At 39.5% G+C, this 22,287-nt stretch carries 21 protein-coding genes; 9 read left to right on the top strand and 12 right to left on the bottom strand.

The window, feature by feature from the left end; translation table 11 throughout:
- Positions 1-13: 13 nt before the first annotated feature.
- From BTO23_RS08630 to metN, 11 genes are all read right to left on the bottom strand, one after another.
- Entirely contained in the window at positions 14-877 is an 864-nt protein-coding gene (locus BTO23_RS08630) for an urease accessory protein UreD (protein ID WP_105063362.1), read from the bottom strand.
- A gap of 370 nt (positions 878-1,247) precedes the next feature.
- A complete protein-coding gene (locus tag BTO23_RS08625; protein WP_061030497.1) occupies positions 1,248-1,835 on the bottom strand; it encodes an ATP-binding cassette domain-containing protein in 588 nt (195 codons plus the stop codon).
- A 1-nt stretch (position 1,836) separates the two neighbouring features.
- Entirely contained in the window at positions 1,837-2,592 is a 756-nt protein-coding gene (locus BTO23_RS08620) for an ATP-binding cassette domain-containing protein (RefSeq protein ID WP_105063361.1), read from the bottom strand.
- The gene (locus BTO23_RS08615; protein ID WP_105063360.1) at positions 2,582-3,346 is read right to left on the bottom strand and encodes an ABC transporter permease; all 765 of its coding nucleotides are present in this window, start codon (positions 3,344-3,346) and stop codon (positions 2,582-2,584) included. The genes BTO23_RS08620 and BTO23_RS08615 overlap by 11 nt, the downstream gene beginning before the upstream one ends.
- Positions 3,347-3,364: 18 nt before the next feature.
- Positions 3,365-4,348, bottom strand: coding sequence for an ABC transporter permease (locus BTO23_RS08610; RefSeq protein WP_170066710.1), 984 nt, complete (start codon positions 4,346-4,348; stop codon positions 3,365-3,367).
- Positions 4,339-6,027, bottom strand: a complete 1,689-nt coding sequence (locus tag BTO23_RS08605; protein ID WP_105063358.1) for an ABC transporter substrate-binding protein — start codon at positions 6,025-6,027, stop codon at positions 4,339-4,341. Before BTO23_RS08605 ends, BTO23_RS08610 begins: the two co-directional genes overlap by 10 nt.
- 305 nt (positions 6,028-6,332) lie before the next feature.
- Positions 6,333-8,048, bottom strand: a complete 1,716-nt coding sequence (locus BTO23_RS08600) for a proline--tRNA ligase (protein WP_105063357.1) — start codon at positions 8,046-8,048, stop codon at positions 6,333-6,335.
- 147 nt (positions 8,049-8,195) lie between these two features.
- On the bottom strand, positions 8,196-8,894 hold the full coding sequence (gene tsaA, locus BTO23_RS08595) for a tRNA (N6-threonylcarbamoyladenosine(37)-N6)-methyltransferase TrmO (RefSeq protein WP_170066709.1): 699 nt from the start codon (positions 8,892-8,894) through the stop codon (positions 8,196-8,198).
- Positions 8,895-8,988: 94 nt separating this feature from the next.
- Positions 8,989-9,798: a MetQ/NlpA family lipoprotein gene (locus BTO23_RS08590; RefSeq protein ID WP_105063355.1), complete on the bottom strand. Its 810-nt coding sequence runs from the start codon at positions 9,796-9,798 to the stop codon at positions 8,989-8,991.
- Positions 9,799-9,836: 38 nt separating this feature from the next.
- Positions 9,837-10,514: a methionine ABC transporter permease gene (locus BTO23_RS08585; protein ID WP_105063354.1), complete on the bottom strand. Its 678-nt coding sequence runs from the start codon at positions 10,512-10,514 to the stop codon at positions 9,837-9,839.
- Entirely contained in the window at positions 10,504-11,538 is a 1,035-nt protein-coding gene (gene metN, locus BTO23_RS08580; protein WP_105063353.1) for a methionine ABC transporter ATP-binding protein MetN, read from the bottom strand. Before metN ends, BTO23_RS08585 begins: the two co-directional genes overlap by 11 nt.
- Positions 11,539-11,793: 255 nt before the next feature.
- Between metN and gmhB the strand changes: the two genes are divergently transcribed.
- Entirely contained in the window at positions 11,794-12,345 is a 552-nt protein-coding gene (gmhB, locus tag BTO23_RS08575; RefSeq protein ID WP_105063352.1) for a D-glycero-beta-D-manno-heptose 1,7-bisphosphate 7-phosphatase, read from the top strand.
- A 67-nt stretch (positions 12,346-12,412) separates the two neighbouring features.
- On the opposite strand, the gene BTO23_RS08570 is transcribed toward gmhB, so the two are convergent.
- Complete coding sequence (locus tag BTO23_RS08570; RefSeq protein ID WP_105063351.1) at positions 12,413-13,294, bottom strand: LysR family transcriptional regulator; 882 nt, start codon at positions 13,292-13,294, stop codon at positions 12,413-12,415.
- Positions 13,295-13,463: 169 nt separating this feature from the next.
- On the opposite strand from BTO23_RS08570, the gene BTO23_RS08565 reads away from it, so the two are divergent.
- From BTO23_RS08565 to BTO23_RS08535, 8 genes are all read left to right on the top strand, one after another.
- Complete coding sequence (locus tag BTO23_RS08565; RefSeq protein WP_060993590.1) at positions 13,464-13,847, top strand: RidA family protein; 384 nt, start codon at positions 13,464-13,466, stop codon at positions 13,845-13,847.
- Positions 13,848-13,935: 88 nt separating this feature from the next.
- Positions 13,936-15,399 (top strand): aldehyde dehydrogenase family protein, encoded by a 1,464-nt coding sequence (locus BTO23_RS08560; RefSeq protein WP_105063350.1) that lies wholly within the window; start codon positions 13,936-13,938, stop codon positions 15,397-15,399.
- A gap of 57 nt (positions 15,400-15,456) precedes the next feature.
- Entirely contained in the window at positions 15,457-16,446 is a 990-nt protein-coding gene (locus tag BTO23_RS08555) for a membrane dipeptidase (RefSeq protein WP_105063349.1), read from the top strand.
- A 99-nt stretch (positions 16,447-16,545) separates the two neighbouring features.
- A complete protein-coding gene (locus BTO23_RS08550) occupies positions 16,546-18,144 on the top strand; it encodes a BCCT family transporter (RefSeq protein ID WP_060993587.1) in 1,599 nt (532 codons plus the stop codon).
- Positions 18,145-18,250: 106 nt separating this feature from the next.
- Entirely contained in the window at positions 18,251-19,936 is a 1,686-nt protein-coding gene (locus tag BTO23_RS08545; RefSeq protein ID WP_061005161.1) for a hypothetical protein, read from the top strand.
- Entirely contained in the window at positions 19,933-20,664 is a 732-nt protein-coding gene (locus BTO23_RS08540; RefSeq protein ID WP_060993585.1) for a DUF3726 domain-containing protein, read from the top strand. Before BTO23_RS08545 ends, BTO23_RS08540 begins: the two co-directional genes overlap by 4 nt.
- Before the next feature lie 166 nt (positions 20,665-20,830).
- A complete protein-coding gene (locus tag BTO23_RS21310) occupies positions 20,831-20,998 on the top strand; it encodes a hypothetical protein (RefSeq protein WP_170066708.1) in 168 nt (55 codons plus the stop codon).
- 260 nt (positions 20,999-21,258) lie between these two features.
- Positions 21,259-22,287, top strand: coding sequence for an ABC transporter permease subunit (locus BTO23_RS08535; RefSeq protein WP_060993584.1), 1,029 nt, complete (start codon positions 21,259-21,261; stop codon positions 22,285-22,287).

Below are 22,287 nucleotides of genomic sequence, written 5' to 3'. Positions count from 1 at the left end.
CGATTCCAACTTATTATGTAGCCCAGATGCGTGGGACTTCGGGTAATGTTCCTAACCAGTGTTGGCGAGTGTGTTGCCATAAAGTGCTGAAACACGCCATCATGGGTTCTGTTTGGTAACCTAAATAGCGGATAACCAATAAGCCATCAATTTGAGTAATTCCACAAATAGGATCGCTATTGCCAAATAACCCAGTTTGTTCATGGAAATGTTCATCTATCAGTATTCTTAACTTGTCTTCTAATCCCTCAGAAGCGGGGTAAATAAAGAGATTGCCAAGCATTGGGTAATCTCGCATTCCTGCGGCATGTTTTGTTTCATCGAGGGAATCGATATACATGGATTCTGACAGAATTAATTTGTCATCAATTTTAATATTAGTACGGCCTGTCACCATACCATTTTCAAAAATCTCATTGAGAACTGGGCGACCAAAACAGTTCATTTCCCAGCCAATAAAGTGAGCGTTTTTATGCAGGGTTATTTGTGTATTCAAGTGCGCTTGGCCATTAGGAAAAAAGATATTTTCTTGGGGAAGCCATTCTAAGAAGCCAGTATCATCGACATTTAAACGCTGTGTTTGAGTTGATGTTGCACCTGAGCTTCGATAAAACTTAGTCGCACCGGGTGTGGTAATTAATGAATGTGCTTCTGGGGCGACATGAATATTAATATTGAGTTGGTCTCCACCGACTACGCCACCAGGAGGGTGAAGTAGATAAGTATGAGCTATCCCAACTTCTGGATAAAAAGGGCGCTGCACCATTAATGGGCCAACTTGTTCACGATGAACTAGTTTGGTATTTGAGCCTCTTTTTTCATAGAAAAGGGATATATCTGCTAACCAACCAGAGGGTGATGTATTTATTTCAGACATAATTGGTCCTGCCGATATGGCATATTTTCTTAAAAAGAAATAATGAAAACAAATAGCAAAATACTCCAGTTTAAAAACTAGAGAAATAAGTATTCTAAATAAATTGTAATAGCCTAAGTCTAGGCAGTGTTGAGCTGGTTACTCATATTTACAATAACGATAATTTATTTTGCGTGTACATGAATATGTAAAAATAAATTAACATTAGATAAGATTTTTGGAATTCTTTATACGATGGATATTAATCTTATATTTTAAACTTGGCAATAAAAAAATAACGAAAAATAGGACTTTTCTGCCTGTTTTATTTGACTAAAAAATAGGCGAAATGTTGTTCTGTTTTTTGTTGACTATTAATGAATAAAATTTCTTATTCTAAAGTGGTTATTTTTTCACAAATTGAGGCTAACAGTGTTCTTTCGTGAGAAATCACTAAGAGAGCAATGTTTCTTTCTTTGCTGAATTTAAGTAATTGCATCCAAATAGATTGCTGAGTTATCGGGTCGAGTTGAGCGGTTATCTCATCACATAACAAATATTGAGTAGTTGGCAATAATGCTCGTAGCAGTGCGATGCGTTGAAGTTGACCACCAGACAGCTCTTTTGGGTAGCGAGAGAGCCATTCCTTTTCAATACAAAGACTCTTTAAATGAGAGTTAAAATCAATTTGGCGAAAGCTTTCTTTTAGTGATCTTAATAATGTCCATTTTGGATTAAATGAAAGCTCTGGATGTTGTCCTACCCATTGTACTGGGTTCGCTTTATTTTTATCGTAAGATGGGGTAGAAACCGTGCCCGAAGTAGGGAGTAGAAAACCAGAAAGCAACATTGCAACGGTTGATTTACCTGAACCACTGACTCCATTTAAACCAAGAATATCCCCTTGAGCTAAACGGATATTTGGTAAAGACAGCAATTTTGTTTGATAACGAACGGTCGCGTTAGCTAAAGAAATCATACTAATTCCAGTTTTTAGGTAATGCTTGCCACAAGGCCTGGCTGTATGAGCCACTATTTCCTTGAGTGATTTTTTTAGGTGTTGTGTATTCAATAGAAGATAAACTTTCTTGATTAACTACTCCCTGCAATATCAATATATGGTCAGCTATATCAAGTACATATTTGATGTCGTGACTGACAATAATGACGGTCTTTTTCTTTTTATGAGCCAATTGTTTGTAGTGTTGAAATAATGCTTCTGCGAATTCATCATTAACACCACAGCTTGGTTCATCAGCAATAATAATGTCAGGGTTTTGAATGAGAGCGAGAGCTGATAGGGCTCGTTTAGCCATACCTCCTGATAATTGATGAGGATATAAATTAGCAACAGAAACAGGAAGTTGAGCTAAAGTCAGAGCATTATTAACAAGGTTTTTGTCAGCGCGTTGATACCATTTTTTTCTAGGGCTGAATTGAATTAATTGAGAACCGATTTTTGCTGTTGGGTTTAACGCATTAATACTTTGTGGAACCAATGAAATACGAGTGTTCGGAGGCATTAAAATATTCCCCTTTAGCGTAAAATCAGCAGAAAGTGAGTTCATAATGGCATTAATTAATGCGCTTTTTCCGCTGCCGCTGGTCCCGATAATAGCTAACACTTCGCCTTCATTAATTGATAATGAAAGATCTGTGATGAGAGATTTAGCGTGGTTGTTTTGCTTGATATCCAATGCTGTAATATCGATCATCGTTGTCTTTTTATTTTTCATAACTTTTACTGATAGACATGAGTAGTAATAAGCTAATAATTAAAATTATGCCTGGGAACAGAGCAAGCCACCACTGACCACTGAGCAAATATTGACTGGATTCGGAGAGCATTCCGCCCATCGAAGGCGTAGATGGTTTAATCCCAAAGCCTAAAAATGTTAACCCTGCACCATGCACTAAAGCTTGAGGATATAGAACAAGGATCCCTGTTAGCATTTGAGGCAGTACATGAGGTGTTAAGTGCGCTTGATAAGCATGCAGTTTTGAATGCCCAAAAGCTAATGAGTGCAATACATAAGGCTTTTGCCGTAATTGCTCAATTTCAATTTTTAGTAAACGGGTTAACTTTGGCCAATGGCTGAAAGTAATTGCAATAACAAGCCCTTCAAATCCACCGCCAACTAATACAGATAAAACAATCATAACTAATAGGTGTGGCAAAGCACTCCAAACGTCGGTCAAAGTATCAATGACATAACTGAGCGTGGCATTAATGTTTCCTATTAGCGCTAAACAGAGCGACAGTAATGCACAACTTAAAGATGCAAGTCCTCCCATCGCAAGACTAAATAACAATGCTTTAAGGGTTCGACTGAAAACATCTCTGCCTAACCAATCTGTACCAAACCAATAATTAAAATTTGGCGCGAGATTCTTATTAAATAAATCAATCGCTTCTCCGTTATTTTGCCAAGTAATCGAAGTCATTAATAAAAGGCAAAACAAAGTTAAAGAAAGATGCTTATTAAGCATTATATATGGCCTTTAAAATTAAAATGACGAAGATAAAGAGAGTCGCTTACTCAGTAGTGAAGCGGAAGCATTACCAATAAATACAAAAATAGCACAGCAGAAAGTGATCCCTAAAAGTAGAGGCGTATCGCCACTTAACCCAGACTTTACTAAGGTTTGCCCAATACCAGGGAAGTTAAATACCGTCTCAATAATGACTGAACCGCTGAGTAACTCAGAGAAGCCAGCCAATTGAATAACAAGTGCAGGAACCATTGTGTTTCTTAGTAAATGATATCGAACGATTGAGAGTGTTGACTGACCATGCAGGCGAGCATAGTGAACATGCTGACTACTATTTACTTCCATCACTTTTTCTTTTGTATGTAAAATGATTGGAGCGATTAAACTGAAACATAGAGTGATTAAAGGCAATACGAAATAAGGTGCTTTTTCATTAAAGGATAAGGTTTCAGGGGCTACTCCAAGAGGAGAAATACCTCCGATTGGAAACCACATTAACTTAATCGCAAAAATGGCAATCAGTATTAACCCAATCCAAAAGCTAGGGAGCGCGTTCATTATTAATGCCAGTTGAGTAATGAATGTGCTCACTTTTCTGGTTGGAAATAGGCCAAGCAGCAACCCAATCCCATAACCCAGAACAAGTGATGTTACGCTCGCTCCACACATTAGGATTAAGGAATATTCACTGCGTTGCCAAATGATGTTACTGACGGGTTCCTGATAATGGTTGGAATAACCTAAATCACCAGATAATAGAGCTTGGACAAAGAGGATTATGCGCTCTATCGCACTTTGGTTTAATCCTAACTGCTCCGTCAGTAGATCTTTTCTATCCCCAAAAACCGCTAATGCATTACCATCAAAATAGGCACTGATCGGATCAATCGGTGATAACGTCAATAACAGCGTTATTAAGATTAAAGCCAAACAGAGTTGCACGATAAGACGTGCAAGAGTAATGCATAATTTATTTGAGTAACTTGCGGTTACTGACATTGCCAGCGCCACTCTTCAATGTTTGCGGTTAATGGCCAACCATGATCATGAGGCTCTGTAATTGGCGTGCCAAGGTTTAAGCAGGCATTTGCCATATAAAGATGTTTAATATTCACTAACCATGTCCATGGACGATCGTGCTGTATTTGTTGTTGAGCTTCTTGCCAAAAAGGGATGGATGCTTGCCAAGAAGAGGCTTTGAGTGCGTTATCTATCGCAGTGTCTACTTTTGTATTTTTATAGCCACCAGAGTTATAAAAATCAGTGTGTGCGTAGCGTGAATGATAGACATAGGTGACCTCACTCGCTGAGTGGCTACCAAAGCCCATTAATACAGGCGTGGTGGTCATTTGCAGTGCGATTGCATTCCACTCAAGACCTTTAATATCAACATTGATCCCAACTTGTGCAGCCATTGAGCGAATAGCAAGGGCAAGTTGTTCTCTTACACTATCTCCCGATTTATAGAGCAACGTAAAAGAAGCTTCATGGCCTTGTTTATCAATAACACCATTTCTATTACTGTCTACCCATCCGGCTTTTTTTAGCAATGCGTTCGCATGTGTAAGGCTGGTTTTTTTCACGGTGATATTTTGAGTATCTAACCCCCAAGGCATATTGTCTGCAATTGAATATGCCGGTGTCGCATAACCATCAAGTAACTTATCGACGATCAATTGTTTGTCTATTAGGTAATCAAATACTTCTCGTATTACAGGATCTGCACTTACATATGTGGCGTTTTTATCTTGCTGGTAAGTCATCGGCCAGACAATACCACGGTTATCTAAGGTCGGAACTGACCATAACTTATAGCCTGCAATAGACTGATTAGCATAGCGTTGTGGTATGACACTTAAATTGAGTTGGTGCATTTTTAATTGAATAAAACGAGACTCTTCACTACCAAAGACGGCGATTAATTTTGGGAATGCGGGTTTCTTACCATAATAAAATGGATTTAAACTCATGCTGACGTATTGGTTTTTAACCCATTGATTTAATACATAAGGGCCAGAGCCAATAGGTTTTTCACCATAAGCGTGTTTATTCTTACTCGTTTTCTGATACAAATGTTTAGGTACAATACCGATGGACGATAAACGATCTAAGAAAGTGATATCGCAATCAATAAGATGGAAGGCAACAGAGTTAGGCGTTAATGGTTCTGCCATCTTTAGTATGCTTAAATCGTGTGAACTGCCTTGCTGTAAAATTTGATTGTAGGTAAATGCGACATCTTCCGCTGTCAATGGTGTGCCATCACTAAATTTTACATCGCCTCTTAAGTTGATAATCCAAGTCAGTTTATTATTAGTTAAGCGCCATTTTGTAGCTAGATCACCAACAAAATTTAATTCTTTATCTCTTTTTAATAAGGTTGATTGGAAAAGAGGATTGCCATATTTACCCCAACCTTTGATCGGATCAAATCCGGTGGTTGGTTCACTTCCAAGAGCGACTTTTAGTATGTTTGGTTTTTCATTTAGATGTGCAGATGCTTGTGAAATGAAAGAGCTCACAATGAATAGAGACAATGTAAATAAGAAACGAAAAGATATTAATGGTAATTTGTTTCTATTTAAGATTTTAAATAATGTATTCACAACTTGTTTCCAATATAGAGGAAGTGAGCACTGGTAAATAAGAAGACGATAGTATTTTATTTTACGCAGCATTAAACACCTCAATGATGAGGCAAAAAATACGAAACAAAATGTATAGACTTAACGGGTAAGCTAAATTAAATCGGATCTGATGAACTTAAAAATAGATAGATAAAGCACATCGAGGTAGAACTACAAGATATATAAAATCACAAAGCCGTAGAATAACGGTAATAAAAGGGAGCGATTTTATTAAGGCGGATTCTATCAGTAGTCGAAAAGTTAGCAAGCAATAAATAAGTGAAAATTATATTTTTATAGATATAAAAAAAGCCAAGTCAGTGACTTGGCTTATTATTTATTGATGGTGACTGAAATTAGCTAAGTTGTGCTTTAATGTGCTCAACGATGTTTGCAATTTCTACCACTTCTTTTGTGTTTGCACGACGGTTCTTATATTCAAAGTTACCTTCGTCCATGCTACGGTCGCCAATAACAACGGTATGTGGAATACCGATAAGCTCGATGTCTTTGAACATAACACCTGGGCGCTCTTTACGATCATCAAATAGAACGTCGATGCCCATCGCTGTTAATTCTGCATACAGTTTCTCTGCAGCTTCTTTAACGCGATCTGATTTGTACATGTTCATAGGAACGATAGCAACCGTAAATGGTGCAAGCGCTTCTGGCCATACAATGCCGTATTCGTCATTGTTTTGTTCGATAGCTGATGCAACAACACGTGAAACACCGATACCGTAACAACCCATCTCAAGGATAGAGTTTTTACCGTTAGCATCAAGCACGCCACAGTTCATTGCTTCTGAGTAGGCTGTGCCTAATTGGAAGATGTGACCAACTTCGATACCGCGTTTCAGTTGTAGAGTACCTTGACCACATGGGCTTAGGTCGCCTTCTACAACGTTACGTAGATCTTCAACTTGACCAAGCTGAACATCACGATCCCAGTTCACACCAAAGAAGTGTTTACCATCGATGTTTGCGCCTGTACCAAAGTCACTCATTACTGCAACAGAGCGGTCAACGATGAATGGCAGTTCTAGGCCAACAGGGCCAAGAGAACCAGCACCAGCACCGATTAGATCACGAAGTTGTGCTTCGTCAGCCATCTCTAATGGAGAAGCAACTTCTTTTAGGTTTTCAGCTTTAACTTCGTTAAGTTCGTGATCACCACGGATGATAAGTGCGATGATCTCAGCGTCAACTTCATCAGATGCTTTAACAAATAATGTTTTCACTGTTTTTTCAATTGCGATGCCGTGTTGCTCAACCAATTCTGCAATTGTTTTTGCGTTTGGTGTATCAACCGTTGTCATCTCTTGAGTAGGAGCAGCACGTTCAGTTGTTGGTGCTAGAGCTTCTGCTTTTTCGATGTTAGCTGCGTAATCAGATTCTGTTGAGAATGCGATTAAATCTTCGCCGCTTTCTGCAAGTACGTGGAACTCTTGAGAACCGCTGCCGCCGATAGCGCCTGAGTCAGCCAATACTGGACGGTACTCAAGACCCATACGGTCGAATGCTTTACAGTAAGCATCGTGCATTGCATCGTAAGACTTTTGTAGGCCTTCTTTATCGATATCAAAGCTGTACGCATCCATCATGCAGAATTCACGTGCACGCATTACGCCAAAGCGTGGACGACGTTCATCACGGAATTTAGTTTGGATTTGGTACAAGTTTAGTGGAAGCTGCTTGTAAGAGTTAACTTCGTTACGAACAAGGCTCGTGATAACTTCTTCAGCAGTTGGACTAAGTACAAACGGACGAACATGACGGTCAGTAAAGCGAAGAAGTTCAGGACCCATCTTTTCAGAACGGCCAGTCTCTTCCCAAAGCTCAAACGGTTGAACTACGGGCATCAAAGTTTCGATTGCACCTGCATTGTCGATCTCTTGACGAACGATGTTTTCGACTTTACGCAATACACGTAGACCAGTCGGTAGCCAAGTATATAAACCTGAAGCTAGACGACGGATCATACCTGCACGTAGCATTAGCTGGTGGCTAATTACTTCTGCGTCGTTTGGAGTCTCCTTCAGTGTTGAAAGAAGGTATTTGCTAGTGCGCATGTTTTCATCCATTTGTTAGTTATGAATATTGGAATAACTCGATTTAAACAGTTAAATCGAGAGTTTAATCTTAGCTTGAGAATGCTCTTTGAAGAAATAGCTCAAATCTAAAATTAAGCCCTCTATGATATCAGCCTAAAAGCGATCTCAAAAGCGATCAATTGCAGTTACCGTGACGGAATTGCTATCAACGATGAATTTTACGTTCAAATCAAACAAATTGACCGCATATTCTTTAGCATCTGCTTTCCCTTTTTTGTAAGCCGGGCGTGGATCTTGCCCAAGCACCTCTTTTATGACCGCTTCTATCTGTGTTTTCTGTGGATGTGAAGCAAGGGATTTTTGTGCCTCTATTGATAAATACACATTAAGAACATCAGGTTCTTTCTCTGCAAAACCACCGAGTGCATCAGGAATAGAATCGGAATAGGGGATATAAGGTTTGATGTCTATGATTGGCGTGTTATCCACCAAATCAACGCTGCCCAATTCTAAATAGGTTTGATTACCTTCTTGAACCACGCCTTTTAATTCGACGGCTGACATGCCAATACCATTGGGACGAAAGGTCGCTCGTGAAGCAAAAACACCAATACGCTCGTTACCCCCCAAACGTGGTGGACGAACCGTGGGTCTCCATCCTGCCTCTAAGTTTTGGTCAAATAGGAATAACAACCATAGATGAGAGAATTGCTCAATTCCACGTACCGCTTCTGGTGAATTCGCTTCTCCTACTAATTTTAGGCGAGATGTGGCGCTAGGGGCTAAGCGAGGTTGACGGGGAACCGCAAATTTTTCTTTATAAGGCGATTGGATAAAACCAATAGGGTCGATGTGATGAGTCATTAAAGAATTCTTTATGCATAATAATCTTTAGACATTAAAAAAGGTTGACGCTCTCACGTCAACCTTTTGTAGGGTTACTTGTTAAAAGAAGAGATTACCAACCTTTAACTACGCCACCTTTAAATGTTTTAAGTGCTGCTTGGTAAACTTCTTCTGATTGGTACGCTTTAACAAATGTTTTTACGTTTTCAGTGTTTACGTTGTCAGTACGACCAACAATTAGGTTTACATACGGAGAGTCTTTATCTTCAACAAAGATGCCATCTTTCTCAGGTGTAAGGTTTAGGCTACTTGCGTAAGTTGTGTTGATTACAGACAGTGCTACATCATCAAGAGAGCGAGGAAGCTGTGCAGCATCCAACTCAACAATAGTGATGTTTTTAGGGTTAGCCGTAATATCACGAACCGTTGCAGCAAGACCAGAACCATCACGTAATGTGATTAGCCCTTGTTCTTGAAGAAGAAGTAAAGAACGACCAAGATTCGTTGGATCGTTTGGTACCGCAATACGCGCACCATCTTCAATTTGGTCAACCGAAGTTACTTGTTTAGAGTAACCTGCAATTGGGTAAACAAATGAATTACCAGCGATTTCAATTTTGTAACCGCGATCAGTCACTTGTTGATCTAGGTATGGTTTGTGTTGGAATGCATTTAGGTCAATTGAACCATCATCCAATGCGGCGTTTGGTGTTACGTAATCGGTAAATGTCACTAGCTCAACATCAAGTCCGTATTGTTCTTTTGCAACTTTAGCTGCAACTTCAGCAACTTGTGCTTCAGCTCCCGCCATTACACCCACTTTAATTAAGTTTGTGTTTGCTTCTTCTTGGCCACACCCCGTAAGGATAAGTGTTGACGCTAGACCAGCAACTGCTGCCAGTTTTTTTAGATTCAATTTCATTATTTACTCCTTAAAAATGAATTCCATATTAAATAAAATTAACGGTGATCGACTTTTTTAACTAAAGAATCACCAACAGATTGAATGATTTGAACCAAAACAATCAGCATAACAACGGTCACAGCCATGATGGTTAAATCATAACGGTGGAAACCATATCGAATAGCAACATCACCTAAGCCACCGCCGCCAACGGTACCTGCCATTGCAGAGTAGCTAACTAGCGTTACTAGTGTGATAGTTACTGAGTTTAAAATAGTTGGCAGTGCTTCAGGAAGCAGTACTTTCGTAATAATTTGCAGTGGAGTTGCGCCCATTGACTGTGCTGCTTCAACTAGCCCACTTGGTACTTCAATTAATGCGCCTTCAATTAAGCGAGCAACAAATGGAATAGCCCCAATGGTTAATGGGACAATCGCAGCAGTGGTACCAATAAAGCTACCAACAATTAATTTTGTTACTGGAATAATGGCAACCATTAGAACCAAGAAAGGAACTGAACGGCCTACGTTAACAATAGCACCAAGCACACTGTTAAATGCAGTGTTTTCCATTAAGCCGCCTTTTTTGGTGATATGTAAAACAACACCAAGAGGGATCCCAATAGCAAAACCTACAATACCAGCAACTGCGACCATATAAAGCGTTTCGCCTGTTGCGTTTAATAACAGCTTGCTGTTTAAATCAAGCCATGCAGAAATCACATCAAATGACATAACCTAATACCTCTACTTTTACGTGATGATTGCGTAAGAATGTAATTGCTTGCGCTGTTGATTCTTGGTTGCCAAAAAACTCGGCTAGCATAAGGCCAAATTTAACGCCGCCAGCATAATCGATATCTGCATTTAAGATACTGATATCAATGTCAAATTCACGAGAGATCTGGCTAATAACAGGGGCGTCAACACTGGCACCAGTAAATTCCAAACGAATAAGAGGATAGCTGCCTTCTACATAGGTTTCTTGTAGACGAGATTTGAAATCATCAGGAATCGATAAATCTAATGTTGCACGAATAAACTCTTGTGCAAGTTTGGTTTTAGGATGAGCAAAAATATCGCTCACAATGCCTTTTTCAACCAACTCACCGCCACCGATAATCGCCACTTCATGACAGATATTTTTTACTACTTCCATTTCATGGGTAATGATTAGGATAGTAATGTTTAATTTTCGATTTAGATCTTTGATTAGTTCAAGAATTGATTTTGTCGTTGCAGGATCAAGCGCACTGGTTGCTTCATCACAAAGCAGTACTTTTGGATCGGTTGAAAGCGCACGAGCGATAGCAACACGTTGCTTTTGACCGCCACTAAGGTTTGCAGGATAAGTGTGGTGCTTATCTTCTAAGCCAACCAAATCTAATAGCTCAGTGACTTTTTTCTTAATCTCTTGTTTTGATTTTCCCGCTAACTCTAGAGGTAGAGCTACGTTTTCAAATACAGTTCGTGAAGCAAGAAGGTTAAAGTGTTGGAAAATCATTCCGATATTGCGGCGTGCTTTGCTTAACTCGCTTGAAGACAGTTTTGTTAAATCAACACCATCAACAATCACTTCACCATTTGTTGGCTTCTCTAACATGTTTACACAGCGTATCAGCGTACTTTTCCCTGCACCTGATGAGCCAATTACACCAAAGATGGTGCCTTGGGCAATATGTAGGTTAATATCTTTAAGGGCATTAATTTCCTTTGCACCTTGATAAAACACCTTATTAACGCGGTTTATTTCAATCATGATTCGCCTTGAACTGCATTTTTAAATAGGGAGCTAATGTAAATAGAAAGCCAGTGTAAATAGAAAGATACCCAAGGTTAAAAAATCTGAGCGATCTCTCATTTTTTATATCCTACTGATGCTATTTCGGATATTGATTTAAGTCAATAGGTATTTTTACGTCTAGACGGCTAAACGTATAAATTATGATGCTAAGAAAGCAAAAGCGTGCGATAATTTTTTATTAACCGATTTGACTATTTAGAGGGTTTCACCTTGTCCAAACCAGCGGTATTTATTGATAGAGATGGCGTCATTAACGTTGATCGTGGCTATGTTCATAAGCGTGATGACTTTGAATATATTGATGGTGTATTTGATGCCGTTAAAAAATGCAAAGACATGGGTTACCTACTTGTATTAGTAACAAACCAATCGGGAATTGCTCGTGGTATGTTTACTGAAGAGCAATTTGAAATCCTAACGGAATGGATGGATTGGAACTTTGCTGATCACGGTATTGATTTTGATGGTATTTATTATTGCCCTCACCACCCAGAAGCAACAGTAGAAAGATATAAAGAAGAGTGCGATTGCCGCAAACCAAATCCAGGTATGTTTAACTCAGCACAAAGCTTTTTAGACATCGATATGGAAAACTCGATCATGATCGGTGATAAGAAAGAAGACATGATGGCAGCACAAGCGGCGGGTGTTGGCACTCGTATTCTTGTTCGTACTGGTAAGCCAGTAACTGAAGAAGGTGAAGCGTTAGCGACGACCGTTCTTGATAGTATTGCAGATGTACCTAAATTTTTGTTTGCTTAATTAAATACAACTGACGAACATTATATTAGAAAGCTCACAGACCTAGGTTTGTGGGCTTTTTTATTACTTATTCTTTTTGATAATTTAAGTACTGAACGCACAATTCATAAAATTGCTGTGCCTGAGGTGAAATAGTTCGGCCTGTTAATTGAAATATTCCGATTTGGCGCTCTAATGGAGGATCGATCAGAGGGATCCATATTAACCGTGTTTCATTGGTTGGGAAGGCCAATTTAGGTAATGTAGTAATTCCTATACCAAGCTCTAATATAGAAAATAATGAGGTTATATTCTCTACAGAATAAAGGGCTTGCTCACTAAGAATACGAGCCGGTGTTGAGTTGAGTAAAGTACATGTTCCGTTTCTTATAAAAGGTTGTTCGAGTAAAGTTTGCCATTCGATCCCTTCTGGATTATTTGCTATAGGGTTATCTTTTAAGCAAACAACACCAATAGGATCACTAATAAGAGGAGTAAAGTGAATTGCTTCTTCTAATTGTGAATAATTACCTAATGCGAGATCAACTTCACCAGATAATAATCTCGCTTCAACTCCTGCGGCGTTATCATCTATCAAACTCACTTCTACATTTGGATACTTCTCACTGAATGCACCAAGCACACTTGGAATTAATTTTGCAGCTACAGAGGGAACACTCGCAATCCGAACGCGTCCTTGTTGTCCTGCGGCATCTGCCCGCAAATCATTATTTAGTCGGTCATAAACATCTAAGAACTGTGAGATTTTAGGAAAGCAGATTTCACCAAAAGGGGTGAGTTTTGATTTATTTCCGGTTTCAAATAATGGTTGTTCTAAAATGCGTTCAAGCTCTTTAATCGACGTTGATAATGCAGCTTGAGAACGATTTGCACGATTTGATGCTGCACGAAAGCCTCCTTCCTCTACGACTAAAGTAAAGTGTTTCAATTGTTGTAGCTTGATGCTCATACCTTAAACCTCACTCTCATCCCTTTATTTATCGAACTCTCACTAAGGTGATAAGTTTTTCTTATCGAATGTAAAAAATTTACCGTTAGATTTATCATCTGTCAATGTGCAATATTTAACCGTATTGAAACATTGTTATTACATGACGAATGAGAGCGTGAAGACTAAAATGAAAAAGCATTCAATAAAAACTGACTTATTTGCCTCTAAAGCCCCACTTGAGTGGGCAATTGTAAATAACGGGACTCTATATACCGCTCAGATCCCAATTGACCAATCAGGAGCTGTTGTTGATGGAGGCATTGAAGCCCAAGCGCGTCAAACATTAGATAACTTAGTCCATACCCTAGAATGCGCAGGAGAGTCTCTAGATTCTGTTTTGCAGGTATTAATTTATGTCACTGATAGAGAGTACCTCGCCACTGTAAATAAGGTGTACGCAGAGTATTTTAATGCGCCTTATCCAAACCGTGCTGCAATGATTGTTGCAGGGTTAGCTCGTGAAGAAATGCTCGTAGAGTTTATTGTTTATGCCGCGGTCAGAGCAGAATAAACCTAACGCTTTATCTTATTAAATATCAAAGAATTCGTTTTTTATTGCTTATTTTTAAAAGTAATAATCTTAGAACAAGGAAGATAACATGACAGTTCAAGCACAAAATATCCAAGCAGAGAAATCATTATACATCGGTGGTGAATGGCAATCTGGTATCAGTACCATTGCCAACATTAATCCATCTGACATCACACAACATTTAGGTCATTTTGCTCAAGCAAGTGAAAGCCAAGTTCAAGATGCGATTTCAGCAGCAAAAAAAGCGCAACCTGAGTGGGAGAAAACACCATTAGAGCGCAAACAAGCGGTACTGCAAGCGATTGGTGATGAGCTAATTTCACGTTGTGATGAACTAGGCCGTTTGCTTTCAAGTGAAGAAGGTAAGCCTTTCATGGAAGGTCGAGGTGAAATCTATCGCGCAGGTCAATTCTTCCAATACTTTGCAGCAGAAGTGCTACGCCAAATTGGGGATAGTGTTGATTCAGTAAGACCGGGTGTTTCTGTTGAAGTAACACGTGAAGCTGTCGGTGTGATTGCGGTGATTTCGCCTTGGAATTTCCCAACCGCAACCGCAGCTTGGAAGATCGCTCCCGCTCTCGCATTTGGTAATAGTGTTATTTGGAAACCTGCCAATCTAACCCCTGCAAGCGCTGTGGCACTTACCGAGATTATTCATCGTCAAGGCCTACCAGAAGGAACATTTAACTTAGTACTAGGTAATGGTTCTCAAGTGGGTAATGCATTAATCAATTCAACAGAAATTAATGGTGTGAGTTTTACTGGTTCTGTAGATACAGGACGTAAAGTGGCAGCGGCTACGGCACCAAATTTTGTGCGTTGCCAGTTAGAAATGGGCAGTAAGAATGCGCTGGTTATTGCGGATGATGCGGATCTTCAAATCGCGGTTGAAGCAACAATTGCAGGTTCGTTCTCTGGTGCAGGCCAAAAATGTACAGCGTCATCTCGTTTAGTTGTAATGGATGGGATTCATGATGCGTATGTTGAAGCGCTAATTAAACGTATGAGTGAATTAAAAGTGGGTCATGCACTAGAAGATGGCATTTTTATGGGACCAGTGGTTGATGGTAATCAATTGGATGCAAATTTTGGCTGGATGGAAAATGCACGCCAAAGTGGTGCTGAATTGGCATTTGGTGGTGAACGTTTAAATCTTGAACATGATGGTTACTACATGTCTCCAACGCTATTTATTAACACGGATAATAAGTGGGAAGTAAACCAAGAAGAAGTATTTGCTCCTATGGCAAGTGTGATCCGAGTGTCAGATCTAGATGAAGCGATTGCAACGACTAACGATACTCGCTTTGGTTTAACGGGGGGCATTATTACTCAAAGTTTACGTACGAGTTCATTGTTTAAACAACAAGCTCAAACGGGGTGTGTAATGGTGAATTTACCAACTGCGGGTACGGACTATCATGTGCCATTTGGTGGTCGTAAAGAATCAAGCTTTGGTCCTCGAGAGCAAGGTCAGTATGCAAAAGAGTTTTATACAGTGGTGAAAACTGCTTACCAACGTCCTTATTAAACATGGATTGAAAATCTACTCAACTAGATGAAACCAATATGAAATAAGGAGAGTGTTATGTATCAGCAACGGATTGTGATTGATGGATTGCAGTATTGCAATTGGGATCGCGAATATTTTCAAACCTTAAAAGCCAGTGGTATTACGGCGGTTCATGCCACCATGGTGTACCACGAAAATGCACGTGAAACCTTGAGTCGTTTTGCTGAGTGGAACTTACGCTTTGAGCAAAATGCTGATCTAATTATGCCCGTTTATTCGATGGCGGATATTGAGACAGCAAAAGCGGAAGGCAAAGTCGGAATTTTCTTTGGCGCACAAAATTGCTCTCCTATTGAAGATGAGATCGGTTTAATTGAGGTCATGCGTCAGCAAGGGTTACTGATCATGCAATTGACGTATAACAACCAAAGCTTATTAGCGACAGGGTGTTATGAGAAAAATGACACTGGTATTACTCGTTTTGGTCAACAAGTGATTGAAGAGATGAATAGAGTGGGAATGATCGTCGATATGTCTCACAGTGCAGAGCGTTCCACGCTTGAAGCGATTGATTTATCGTCACGCCCTATTTGTATTAGCCATGCCAATCCTTCTTTTGCTCATGATGCATTACGTAATAAATCAAACACGGTAATTAAAGCATTAGCAGAACGTGGTGGGTTACTTGGTTTTAGTTTATATCCATTTCATCTGCCAAATGGCAGTCAATGTTCATTAAATGACTTTTGCCAAATGATAGCAAAAACAGCTGATATGGTTGGAATTGATCATTTAGGTATTGGCAGTGATTTGTGTCTGAATCAACCGCAAGAAGTGTTGGAATGGATGCGTAATGGTCGTTGGTCAAAAGCGATGAATTATGGTGAAGGTTCAGCGAGTAATTCAGGTTGGCCTGACGCATTACCATGGTTCTGTGGTAGTGCTGGGATGGAAAATATTTACAACGGATTAATGAGTCACGGGTTCAGTGAATCTGAGGCGGGGAAAATATTGGGTGACAACTGGTTTAATTTTTTACAACAAGGACTAAAGCCTATTTCGTAAAGCGAGACCCATACATGGAGCAGCCTACTCAATACAAAAATAACAGGGTAGGTGGTAAATACACCTTTGCAGCTGCAAAGCAACTTCTGGAGTCAGAGTATGTCTGATTTAGCCAATAGCGTGAAAGAGTCAAATAAAAATACGATAAAAAAGGAAACTAAAACCTCAACATTACAAAGCAAAGAATCAACATCTGAAAAATTAGGACTTGATAACCCTGCCTTATGGTATAGCGGTGGTTTTCTCGCTTTATTTGTTTTACTTGCATTGGTTGATGGAGAGTTATTATCAACCGTTGTAAATGCTGGTTTTTCATGGTCAGTGAAGATATTTGGACCTTACTGGCAGTTACTTTTATTACTGACATTTCTTATTGGTCTTGGACTAGCTGCAGGACGTACAGGACGAGTGATATTGGGTGGAATCGATAAACCTGAAATGGATGGTTTTCGTTGGATGGCAATTATCTTTTGTACCTTACTCGCAGGGGGAGGGGTATTTTGGGCCGCTGCTGAACCAATAGCCCACTTTGTGAATGCACCACCATTATATGGTCCTCAAGAGAGTGCTCAACAAGGTGCTGTAAATGCACTGTCACAATCATTTATGCATTGGGGTTTTTTAGCGTGGGCGATAGTAGGGGGATTGACCTCAATTGTGGTTATGCACCTCCATTACGACAAAGGCTTGCCTCTTAAACCGAGAATTCTACTTTACCCTCTTTTTGGTGAGCGAGTACTCAAAGGACATACGGGAGCATTGATTGATGCATGTTGTATTGTTGCAGTTGCTGCGGGAACGATCGGTCCGATTGGTTTCTTAGGATTACAAGTGAGCTATGCGTTAAACGCGTTGTTTGACATTCCTGATGGGTTTACCACACAGTTCATCATTATATTGTTTGCGATTGCTCTATATACCTTATCTGCATTGAGTGGTTTGAATCGTGGCATGCAAATGCTGAGTCGATACAACGTTATCTTAGCCGCTGCGCTTATGCTTTATATCCTTATTTTTGGTCCAACTAACTTCATCGTGAATAGCTATATTCAAGGGGTTGGTAGCATGATTGATAACTTCATACCTATGGCTACATATCGTGGGGATGAAGGATGGTTAAGCTGGTGGACAGTCTTTTTCTGGGGATGGTTCTTAGGCTACGGTCCGATGATGGCAATCTTTATTGCGCGTATCTCTCGTGGGCGAAGCATTCGTCAATTGGTAACAACCATTAGTATTGTGGCACCACTTGTTACGTGTTTTTGGTTCACCATTGTTGGGGGCTCTGGATTGGCATTTGAAATAGCTAACCCTGGTAGTGTTAGCTCTGCCTTTGAAGGATTTAACTTACCGGGCGCTTTACTTGCAGTGACATCTCAGCTGCCAATGCCGATGCTGATATCCATCTTATTTCTTATCTTAACTACTATTTTCATTGTAACTACGGGTGACTCAATGACGTACACCATTAGCGTAGTGATCAGTGGTGAAACAGAACCTAATGCCATTATCAGAACATTTTGGGGGGTGATGATGGGGGTAACCGCATTGATTTTAATCTCCTTAGGATCTGGTGGTATTTCAGCGTTGCAATCCTTCATTGTTATCACAGCAGTTCCTGTCTCTTTGATTCTCTTGCCTTCATTGTGGAATGCACCACAGATAGCAATGAAAATGGCAAAAGAACAAGGTCTATAAACGATACCAATAACGTGAATAGAGTGGTGGGAACATTACTCTATCTGGCTCTGATAAAAGAGCTACCTATCAATATAATTAGAACGAGAAATGGTGGTGAGCAAACATGGATGCACATCGTTCAACGTACGCTGAAACTCATCTGCGTAAACCTGACATTGTAATGGCACCAGAAAGACTAGGTGCAATGCATCAAAATAGGATCAGTTTTGTTCGTAGCCTAATACGAAAAATGGCACAGCAACACTGGCAAGTGACTAAGCATGAATGGCTGTTATCACCGCAAGGTTTTGGGCATGTTATTTATAAATTAGTGACTCCACATGATGTTTATCACTTAGTAGTATTTTGTGATGAAATAGCAGATGAAGAGCGGAATGACCGCGTTATTGCCGAAAAGTGGGATGTTACTTTTGCCTTAGTTCTTGGGGACGTTGATGTTGATTTATTAACTCGACTAAAAGCCAATGTGCCGTTGCAAGAAGCAGGAAGAAACCCTAACAATGTATTGGTATTAGCAAGAGCGAATAAAAGTGTTCGAGTGTTTGAACATCTTGTTTCGCATTTATCGCGAGGCGAACAACCTAATCAGAAAGAGCTGGCTGAGGTAGGGTATATTCTACGTACAACCGCTGTTTATGGTAATGGCAAATTTGGTATTGCTGATTTTAAATTATTAGAGAATAACGTAGATTTTAATCAATCGTTTAGCGCGCAAATGTGTGCGGTTTATTTATTACGTCAATTCAGCTTAGATTGGGTTCATTATTTAGCGACAGAAACTGGTGGCGAGAAGGCAATTAGTTTACACCCTGAATTACAACGTTATCTTGGTGTTGGTAATGCAACGGGTTTAGGGATGGCACCGTATTTAATTAATCATCCTTGTATTGTTGATCAGTGGATGTTTGCTCGTGAAATGGCTTTGGCTGAGGTTCTTCATCACAGAGTGTCACTGAATAAGAAATTACCTCTGGATTATTTGTTGAAAAAAGCGGTGCTGCACTTAGAGCAGGTTATTACTATTAATGAAGTTCAGGATAACCTTAATCATATTGCTGTGTCTGAATTAAAAGGGTTCGCGAACAATTTAGATAATGTACTTGCCCTTAGTTCAACTTGGGAAGATGTAGTCACTCAAGCGCATAATATGAGCCTAGAAGCACAAGAGATTCTTCTGTCTTGCTTAATGGAAATTCATCCAGAACTAGTCGATAGATTTGAAGAGCAGATGAACTGTAGCGAAACACTTTCTCTTCCAAGTGGAAAGAAAGTGCAAGATTTACGGATAATCATAGAAGGTTGCTATCAATGGGCAATTGGTACGGATTTTACTAAACCAGAGAATAATTACTGGTTTTGGTATCGTTCACAAGATAAAGAAGAGCCTCGATTAGGGATTAGAGGAGAAGAAAAGGGAGAAGACAGAGAGCTGCCATTAGACATTGGTCGACAGGTTTACCGCCTTTACCATTCGTTATTGAAATGTGATAAGACACTATCATTGGCTGAATTTTTAGTTGAGCACCCAAAGTACCGTGCTATCGCACGAAGAGTGTGGACATTAGGGCATAAGGCCATGGGGGATATTCAAATGAATGTACTACATAAGTCGTCTTTACCTATGCATTTATTACGCTGTAAATTAGCGGTGTTTGGTGCAACAAAATTTGATCCTCGCTCAGATCGCTGGGTTAGAGTGACGTTTTTTCAAGGAGCGCCATTGCTCGATGAGATTAATGATGGTGAATGGCTATTCCCATTATTGCCAGCCGAAGGAGAAAGCGAATGATCGTTTCACATAATGAGTTAGTTGCAGTAACCAATAAGGCATTTCTAGGGATGAGACGTACCTGTGGAGAGGCTGATATTATTGCTAACATGGTGGCAGACCTGCAAATGGTTGGTCTTAATGGAGTTAGGCATTTTAATAATGCAACTAAGTTTTTAACTGCTGAAGAAGATTGTCCTGTCGATATTACAATGTCCAATTCAGGGAACTTGGTGGTGGACTTACACGGTTGCAGTGTAGCTTGTCATTTGCCTGTAATCGTTGATTATGCAATTGAAAAAATGGTAGAGAAAAAAGCCTTAACGATCACGCTTAAAAAATGCCATAACCGTTGGTTAGCTTACAGTGAATTAGTAAAGCTGGCAGCGAAAGGTATTGCTTGTAAAGCTCATTGGGAAAATGGCACGAGCCCTAAGCGAACTTTATATATTTTAAATAGAGGGTGCGTAGCCCCAGAATTATTTCTATCGGATAAAATAGATCTACATAGCGGTTACCTTAATGATATGACAATTGAATTATCAGTAAGAGATTTCGATGTGATGGCACTATCTGAGGGATACGGTATTCATATTGATTCAACAGAATTAAGCTCAACGCAAGAGAATGCATGGCGTAATGGTATTGATGTTGATGATGTCGATTGGGAGAGCTTGAAAAAAACGGCGACCGCTATTTTAGTCGAAAACAGTGAACAGTCTCTAAAAGGGGCCGGTGAACTGGTCTAAGTTGAATAAAAAAGTAATGCATACTTGTGGCACTCATGGTAAAAACAATGAGTGCCTTTTTTATATTTGTCTCAAAGTTAAGGCTACTTATTAGTATATTTATAAGACAATCGGCATAAGGTTACTTACACTTATTTGAGTAAGCTCTAAGGAAGAGGTGGTTTATATGAATACGTTAGATACAAGTAATAGTATGGTATCGGATCTAGACACGACAAAAAAATTGCCAATTCAAAATGATCAGTTAGATGATACGGTAAACACGTGGGACCAATTAACTGAAAAACAACAACAAGATATACTCGCTCATTTGACAGCAATTCCTTTTGAGTAATTTTTTGCGTTAAAACATTCTTTATTTCCTTGTTTGGATAATCTAATCCAATGAGGTTTACTTTGTGACACTTTTATAACAATTGTATCAAAAAACAGCCTTTCCCTTCCTTATCCCCTCACTATTCTGCAAACTGTTAACTCTATTACATTATCAAGCCTTAGCTTTGTAGTTACTTAATCATTGAGCTAAGTTAATAAAATTATTATAAAAATAATAGGCAACGGAGTTTGTCGAAGGATATGGAGCAATAGTCACGGATGATATCTTATCTACTCAGACGACTTTTATTGGTTGTCCCTACCTTTATCGGTATTACCTTACTTATCTTTGCCCTAACTCGATTTGTACCGGGTGGCCCAGTTGAACGCATGTTACTCAGCTTACAAATGCAAGGCGCTTCAGAAACTGGTGGTACTAGCAGTGTTACTGATGGTAATAATGCCTTATCTGAAGAGCAAATCGCTGAGCTAAATGCTTTCTACGGCTTAGATAAACCCGTATTTGAAGCCTATTATGATTGGTTAACTAAATTAGTCGTTCTTGATTTAGGTGAATCGACCCGTTATTACGAACCAGTATGGGACATGATAGCCGAGCGCTTACCTGTTTCTCTTTTTTATGGAGGAATGACCTTTTTACTTAGTTATATGATTTCGATTCCTCTTGGCTACCTCAAAGCCTTAAAGCATGGTTCTATTCTTGATTCTACTTCTTCCGTTGCGATTTTCGTTGGTTTTGCCTTACCTGGATATGTGATTGGCGTTTTCTTAATTAGTCTGTTCAGTTACCAGTTAGAGTGGTTTCCAATGGGCGGTTTTGTTGGTGATGATTTTGATGACTTCGGTGCTTTTGAGCAAATTAAAGACATTATGTGGCATGCAATACTTCCTTTGTTTTGTTATCTCATTGGTGATTTTGCTTTACTGACTATGACCATGAAAAACAATCTAATGGAAAATCTAGCATCAGATTATGTACGTACTGCCATTGCAAAAGGGTTGCCGTTTAAAAAAGCAGTACGTAAACATGCATTACGAAATAGCTTAATTCCTGTAGCAAGTCATTTTGGTAATTCATTAATGTTCTTTATGACAGGGTCATTCTTGATTGAGGTAATCTTTAATATTGATGGTATTGGGTTGCTAGGTTACGAAGCAATAATGGAGCGTGATTATCCAGTAGTTATGGGGTTATTTGCCATTAATGCCACCATGTTAATGTTAGGTAATATTTTATCTGATATTTGTGTTGCTGCGGTTGATCCGCGCGTTAAATTTGGAGCTTAA

The sequence above is a fragment of the Aliivibrio sifiae genome, assembly GCF_002954715.1.
In the GTDB taxonomy this organism is placed as follows: Bacteria; Pseudomonadota; Gammaproteobacteria; order Enterobacterales; family Vibrionaceae; genus Aliivibrio; species Aliivibrio sifiae.
The sequence above is the reverse complement of the archived record's forward strand: the minus strand, read 5'-3'. Positions and strand labels throughout refer to the sequence as shown.